At 59.9% G+C, this 6974-nt stretch carries 7 protein-coding genes; 5 read left to right on the top strand and 2 right to left on the bottom strand.

What is annotated here, in order from left to right:
- Positions 1–251, bottom strand: a 251-nt coding sequence (locus BO74_RS20175) for a helix-turn-helix domain-containing protein (RefSeq protein WP_496445041.1), incomplete at its 3' end; no start/stop codon positions are given.
- Positions 252–642: 391 nt separating this feature from the next.
- Here BO74_RS20175 and BO74_RS20170 point away from each other — a divergent pair.
- The 5 genes from BO74_RS20170 to BO74_RS20150 all read left to right on the top strand — a co-directional run bounded on the left by BO74_RS20170 (position 643) and on the right by BO74_RS20150 (position 6263).
- Positions 643–1605, top strand: coding sequence for a LysR family transcriptional regulator (locus BO74_RS20170; RefSeq protein WP_496445039.1), 963 nt, complete (start codon positions 643–645; stop codon positions 1603–1605).
- 1005 nt (positions 1606–2610) lie between these two features.
- Positions 2611–2973: a hypothetical protein gene (locus BO74_RS20165; protein ID WP_496445038.1), complete on the top strand. Its 363-nt coding sequence runs from the start codon at positions 2611–2613 to the stop codon at positions 2971–2973.
- Positions 2974–3013: 40 nt separating this feature from the next.
- A complete protein-coding gene (gene hflX / locus BO74_RS20160; RefSeq protein WP_496445036.1) occupies positions 3014–4366 on the top strand; it encodes a GTPase HflX in 1353 nt (450 codons plus the stop codon).
- A gap of 26 nt (positions 4367–4392) precedes the next feature.
- On the top strand, positions 4393–5418 hold the full coding sequence (locus tag BO74_RS20155; protein WP_496445034.1) for a class I SAM-dependent methyltransferase: 1026 nt from the start codon (positions 4393–4395) through the stop codon (positions 5416–5418).
- A 209-nt stretch (positions 5419–5627) separates the two neighbouring features.
- On the top strand, positions 5628–6263 hold the full coding sequence (locus tag BO74_RS20150; RefSeq protein WP_496445032.1) for a hypothetical protein: 636 nt from the start codon (positions 5628–5630) through the stop codon (positions 6261–6263).
- A 39-nt stretch (positions 6264–6302) separates the two neighbouring features.
- On the opposite strand, the gene BO74_RS20145 is transcribed toward BO74_RS20150, so the two are convergent.
- Positions 6303–6974: TRAP transporter large permease subunit (locus BO74_RS20145; RefSeq protein WP_496445030.1), on the bottom strand; the 672-nt coding region annotated here is incomplete at its 5' end.

The following is a 6974-nucleotide window of genomic DNA, read 5'->3' as shown; positions in this document are numbered from 1 at the left end:
TGAAGGGCCTGTTCCTGTTCCGCTGACAGGCTTCGACCCGTACCCGGTTTCTTCCCGCGTACGGAGGGCTTCAAGGCGACCATGCCGCCTGCTTCGTACAAGTCCAGGGCCATGCGTACGCCCGGCCAGCTGAGCCCCGTCGCCGTGACAATCTGCATCACACGCATCCCGCTTTTGTGCAGCCGGACCGCTTGCTTGCGTAGGGCATACAACTGCTCCAGCGTTTGAACTTCTTTTTCTGTCGTTTCCATCATTCCCATGTCGGGACAATAACCCGAAATTCAAGCGTTATTCGGGCCGAATCTATAGTGTCGTGTGCAACGGTTGATCGAGATGCGTGGAAAAAGGACCCCGCGAGCGCTTTCGTTGATGCGTTGTTGTTTTTGTGCTGGCGAGATTAAGGATTCGGAAAATACAAAACAAATGAATTAATCGTAATTTCCGATACCATTGTTGGTATCGGTTAGGCCTGCGCTATCGATGAAGCCTGAAGATGTATAAATTCGTCATACCGGCGAAGGCCGGGGTCCAGTCGGCGGTTGCTCTCCGATACCGGATACCGGCCTCCGCCGGTATGACGGCAACTTTCGGATTCGTCGTGGCGACGCAATAATCAGAGCGAGCGCGTGGAGGGGGAACATCATGACGATGAACGAAAATGACGTGGCGCGCCGGGTGCGAACGCGCCTGAAAACGCGGCACATGTTTTTGCTGATTGCGCTGGATGAGACGCGGAACATGCATCAGGCCGCCGACGAGGCGAACATGACGCAGCCGGGCGCCTCGAAGATGCTCAAGGACATCGAGGACCTGCTCGGCGTCCCGCTGTTCGAGCGGCTGCCGCGCGGCGTGCGTCCGACGGTGTATGGCGAAACGATGATCCGCCACGTGCGCATGGCGCTGGCGCACCTGGCGCACGGGCAGGATTCGATTGCCTCGTTGCGCGCCGGCTTGTCAGGGCATGTGAATATCGGCGTGATCGTCGCGCCGGCGATGACCCTGATTCCGCAAGCCATCGCCCGCGCCAAGGAGGAGGCGCCGAACCTGTGCATCGGCGTGGAGGTTGGTACCAGCAACGATCTGGTTGTTGGACTCAAGCAGGAACGTCTCGATTTCCTGGTGGCCCGGATTCTCGAACAGGAGGACGAGCCGGGCCTGCTCTACGAGGACATGACCGAGGAGGTAGTGTGCGTGGTCGGCCGCCGCGGGCACCCACTCGCCGCTCGAGAAGGCCTGACGCTGAAAGAGCTGTCGCAGGCCAAATGGATTCTTTCCGCCCGCGGCAGCATCCTGCGCAACCGCTTCGACATGTTGTTCCGCAGCGCCGACCTCGACATGCCGTCGAACGTCGTCGAAACGACGGCGATGTCGGTGACCATGAGCCTGCTGCAGCAGACCGACTTCCTGCACGTGATGCCGGTCGAGGTGGCGAGCTACTACGTCGCCACCGGCGAACTGGCGATCCTGCCGATCGATATTCCCTGCCGGATGGAGCGCTTCGGCATCATCACCTCGCGCGACCAGGTGTTGAGCGAAGGGGCCAATCTGCTGTTGCGGCACTTGCGCGGGGTGGCCGCAGAGATCTATGGCGTGGCAGCGGGGTGAGCGATACGGCGAGGGGGGCGGGGCTCGAAGGGGACTTATAGCCTCCATTCGGCTGAGCTATCAGGATCCCTCCCGAGCTTTTTTTTTGCGCTGACTGCGTTGCAGGTTTTGCGTCTGCCAAAAATCTTGGCTGCACACCGTTTGCTATTTGGCACTATAGGGCGTATTGTGCGCCGCTCCGGATTTCAAGTAGTGTTGTTGTCTCGTCGGTTTCGACCTCGCACCTCAGCGTTGCCACTCCCCCTGCCTTACCTCGCCGTCTTGATCTCGTTCCACCCCGGGGTGGTCGGTTCTTTCATTTTTGCGAGAGTCAAGATATGGCAACGAAAACCATCAAGTGGTTTAACGATTCGAACGTTCTCGACTACATGGTACTGGCCGAAGGTCAGCGCATCAGCTTCTGTTTAACCCCCGGTTTTTAAAGCAAGCAGGCGAGCGATACTTAGCGCGCTTGACCTCCGAATGCAGCTTGTACATCAGGCTGTATGTCCTTCAAATATCCTGGCCGCAGGGGCTTTTTCCATGCGGCCATCATGGTCAAAGAAAAGTTGCTTGAAATGCAATGCGTCGTTTCGGACGCAGTGCCGGACTCGCGCTTTCTTGTCACCCACGAATTGTCCCCGTGTGACCTTAGCAAGGGACGTATCACTTTCCGGCATATCCAACGGGGGATCCCCAAAGCCGACCACCCGACGTCGCTGATCCAGCCGCGTCATTTGAAAATCATTGAATGAATATTGAAATACAAAGAGAAAAAGCACTGCAGCTTTGCCATGATTCAGGCATTACCGTCCTGCCGTATGCAAACGCCTGGTGGCTATTGGGCCAGGGGATAAGCCGAGTGGTCGGCGAGTTGGCAGGACTTTCCCGCTCAGACCTCTGTCGTCTCCAGGTCGTTTCACGATAAATCCCGGTTGGGACTGCCTCCGCCGGGCAGGTTCCCTGCCCTGGGCTGACCGTAGCACTAGCCAACGCCGATCGTTCCAAAACAAGAAGGAGTACCCGATGAAAAACGCCATCCAGCGAACCGAACTCAAGACTTTTTACTACACCCCGGTGCACTGTCCCTTTTGCGGCACTCGGGTCATGGGGGCAGATCCGGTTGACGAGACACGCATCACCGCCTGTCCACACACCCTGTTCATCGCTCATGACATGGCTTTCGAGTACCGCTCGGAGCGCTTTGACAGGAACCTGAGCCTCAATGGATTAAGCGACAGGGAGGTCGAAGCGAGATGGCTGTCTGAGGAAGGCGGCATTGACGGTTTCACCAACCAGGTCACGCTGGCTGACGCCATCAAGGTGGCGGCCTACGAACCGGCGCCGTCGGCCTATGGTTCGTACTATGGGTTTGCCCCGATCGAATGACCCGTGCCTCGATGGCACCCGCGACAAAAATACGAGCGAAATGCAAAGAGAAGACAACGAGAAGCCCAGACTGGCTGTCGTAGCGGCCGTCCAGCTGCCATCCGTCAGTGATGCCGAATTCGACGCATCCCTGACCGAGTTGCGCGAGCTGGCGAAAACCCTTGGTTTTACTGTGGTGCGGACCTTCGTCCAGAAGCGCCAGAACTTCGATCAGACAAGCTATCTCGGCATCGGCAAGCGTGATGAAATTCGCTGTTTCATCAACAACGAGTGTGAGCCTGCAGGGGCAGAGGGGATGGCGCAGCCAGCGCGCGCCCATTCCGGTGAAGTCCATGCCATTCTCGTCGACCATGAGATATCCCCCTCGCAGGCCCGCAACCTGGAACAGGAAACCGGCTGCGAGGTCATGGATCGCACCATGGTCATCCTGGAGATCTTCCATCGCAACGCGCGCTCCCGGGCTGCCCGCGCCCAGGTTGAAATCGCCCGCCTGGGTTACATGGCGCCGCGGCTGCGGGAGGCCGCCAAGCTGGCGGGCCCGCAGGGGCGGCAACGCAGCGGCGTTGGCGGCCGCGGGGCCGGCGAATCACACACGGAGCTGGATCGGCGCAAGATCCGCGACCGGATTGCCGAATTGCAGCTGGACATCATGGCGATGGACGCCGAGCGCAAGACCCAGTGCACCCGTCGCCAGGAACGCCAAGGGCTCGCCGGCGTGGCGCTCATCGGCTACACCAACGCCGGGAAGTCCACACTGATGCGCTCCCTCACGGGCAGCGAGGTGTTGGTGGCCAACAAGCTCTTCGCCACCCTGGATACCACGGTACGGACCCTTTTCCCGGAGAGCGTTCCCCGTGTGCTGGTCAGCGACACGGTGGGTTTCATCAAGAACCTGCCCCACGGGCTGGTGGCATCTTTCAAGTCCACTCTGGACGAGGCCCTGGACGCCTCTCTTCTCCTGCATGTCATCGATGCCAGTGATCCGGGCTTCGAGCGGCAGCTGGAGGTCACCGACCGGGTGCTTCAGGAAATTGGCGCTGACAAGGTCTCTCGCCTGCGGATCTTCAACAAGATCGATCATGTCGGCGATACCACCGCCCGGGCTGAACGGGAAGCGGAATTACGCAGCCGATACCCGAACTGCATCGTGATGAGCGCCCGTTGTCCCGACGATGTGGCGCAACTGCACCGGACCATCGTCGCCTTCTTTCAGCAGGAGCTGATCGAAGCCGAGCTCTTTCTTCCCTGGTCGGCACAGGACTTCCGCGGCCAACTCTACGGAAGCTGCCAGGTGCTCGAAGAACGCGCCGACAGCGAGGGCGCCATTTTCCGGGTCCGGGGCGCCGCCGATGTCGTCGGGCGCCTGCAGACACAACTCAGCCCCCCCACATGAGCGCCGTCGCGTCTTCAGGAGTCTCCATGCCCCAATCCGGAATTTCCCTCTCCGAACTTCTTTCCGCCGCTTATGCCGCCCGCCGAGCCTTGCTTGCCCGCTGCGCCAGCGAAGGCACGAATGCCTACCGGCTGTTCCACGGCAGCGCGGAGGGGCGTGACGGGCTGGCCATCGACCGCTACGGCGATAGCCTGCTGGTCCAGACATTTCACCAGCCGCTTCAGGATGGAGAACTGGCGGAAATCGAAGCGTTCTACCTGGCGCTGCAGCCGGACATGGCGGTTTTCTACAATGATCGCAGCACGCGCCATTCCCGGGTGTCCAATCCACTTTCCCCGGACGCCCTGGCCTTGGCAGAGCAGCCCCGCACGTTCTGCGAATTGGGGGTCAATTATCGTTTCCGCGCCCGCCATGGCGGGCAGGATCCCTGGCTTTTCCTCGACCTGCGGGCAGGACGCCGGCGTGTCATCCAGGAGGCGAAGGGCAAGAGTGTGCTTAATTTCTTTGCCTATACCTGCGGCGTCGGCATTGCCGCCGCGGTAGCCGGGGCGCGGGAAGTTATCAATATTGACTTCGCGGAAAGCGCCCTGGCCGTTGGCAAGGAAAATGCCGGCTTGAATCGGATTCCCATTTCCGTTCGCTTCATCAAGAGCAACTTCTTTCCTGCCGCGCGGCAGTATTCGGGGATCGGTCAAGACCCGGTGGTTCGCCGGAAGAAACTGCCCGCTTTTCCCAAGCTGGCCGCCCAGCAGTTCGATCTGGTTTTTCTCGACCCGCCTCGTTACGCCAAAAGCATGTTCGGTGTAGTTGATCTGGTGAATGATTACGCGGCCGTGTTCAAGCCTGCCCTGTTGTCCACCGCGGAAGGGGGGGCGCTCTACTGCTGCAACAACGTCGCCCAGGTGGAACGAATGGCCTGGCTTGACCAGTTGGAGCGTAGCGCCCGCAAAGCCGGGCGACCGATCCTCCACGCCGAGTGGATCGATCCCGAAGAGGACTTTCCCAGCCACGATGCCAATCCGCCGCTAAAAATACTGCGTCTGGCTGTATAGGCAAGCATTGACAGGCGCCGACCCACGGGGCCTTTTTCGATCACAAGCCCGCTCCCACGGATTCGTTCGTCATTAGTCTGAATCGGGCCGGGATGATTCGCCCTGCAGGTTCCCGAGTGTTGCCATCGCACCGCACTTTCGCTGAAACTGTAGCGAAAACTCTGCGTGATTTCGGTAAAGACCAGAAAACAACACCGGGAGCGAATTACATGTTCGAAACGTTGGTCAGGGCGATTACTCATCTGGTGCGTAACGTCGAGCGTTTTGATCCGGCATCCCTGAATGACCCCGTTGCGCTGAAAACGACCTGGCGTCCGGCAAAGCGTGGCGGAACAAACTTCCGGACGCATCGGCTCGTTCCGGACGGAATGCAACGGCTATTGTTTCGGCCCACCCTGGCCTCCTGGTTGTTCTCTGCGGCATTTGTTTGCGCCGGGCCACTGATGGCGGCGCTGTTTTACCTCAAGTATCCGTTTTCCTTCCGGAATATTCCGCCGGCGATGTTGCTAATCATTGCTGGGTGCGGGGTGTTTTCATTCATTGGGGTGTATTACGCGGCGCGTAACCTCGGGACGATGGCGTTTGACGGCATTCACCGTGTTTACTCGGGCGGAGGGCTGCGCGCAGGCTTCGATAGCATCCATGCCCTCCAGATTGTTTCTGAATACTGTGGCGGTGGGAGCGGCAGTGGCAAAACGCGGTCGTTCGTCAGCTATGAATTGAATCTGGTGCTAAACAGTGGCGAGCGAATCAACCTCTGCGATCACGGCAACATCGTGCGTCTGCGCGATGACGCGGCCAAATTGGCCGAGTTTATCGGCCGGCCGCTCTGGGATACTGCTTGACTCCTGCGGCCGTTACGCGCCCGCAGCCTTGGGTGCCAGTCAGCTCAACCACCGTCCGGGCACAATGACCAGCGCCGGGAAAAGGATCAGGAAGGTTAGGATGACGAGATGCGAGAGCAGGAACGGCGCGACACCTTTGACCACCTGGGTCATGTTGCTCTTGGTCGCACCAGCGACGACGTTGAGCACGGTCCCAACCGGCGGGGTAATGAGGCCGATCGAGCCGCAGACGACGAAGATCACACCGAAGTAGACTTCGTTGATCCCGGCCTGCCGGGCCACCGGCAGCAGCACCGGGGTGAGGATCAGGATGATCGGCGAGAGGTCCATCACGCAGCCGACGGCGAACAGGATGGCGATCATCGCGAGCATCAGCAGCGTCTGGTTGCCCATCAATGGCTTCAAGAGTTCGACCATCTCGCCCGGCAGGTCGGCGATGGTGATCAGCCAGGCGGCGGCCAGGGCGGCGGCGACGAGGAACATGACGATGCCGGTGCTCTTGGTGGCGGTGACCAGCACGTCGAAGACCTGGCTGATCTTGAGTTCGCGGTAGATGACGATGGCGACGAAGAGCGAATAGACGGCGGCAACGACGGCGGCTTCGGTCGGGGTGAAGATGCCGAACTTCAGACCGAAGATGATGATGCCGGGGAGGAACAGGGCCCAGATGCCTTCGCGCAGGGCAGCCATGACGTCGCTCCAGCTTTGCTT

This window comes from Propionivibrio pelophilus DSM 12018, from assembly GCF_059569095.1.
This window is presented reverse-complemented; position numbering and strand designations above follow the sequence as displayed.

Bases quoted from the DNA above. Each gene is read 5' to 3' on its own strand.
- BO74_RS20170 (WP_496445039.1), top strand. From the start codon at position 643: ATGACGATGAACGAAAATGACGTGGCGCGCCGGGTGCGAACGCGCCTG.
- BO74_RS20165 (WP_496445038.1), top strand. From the start codon at position 2,611: ATGAAAAACGCCATCCAGCGAACCGAACTCAAGACTTTTTACTACACC.
- hflX (WP_496445036.1), top strand. From the start codon at position 3,014: ATGCAAAGAGAAGACAACGAGAAGCCCAGACTGGCTGTCGTAGCGGCC.
- BO74_RS20155 (WP_496445034.1), top strand. From the start codon at position 4,393: ATGCCCCAATCCGGAATTTCCCTCTCCGAACTTCTTTCCGCCGCTTAT.
- BO74_RS20150 (WP_496445032.1), top strand. From the start codon at position 5,628: ATGTTCGAAACGTTGGTCAGGGCGATTACTCATCTGGTGCGTAACGTC.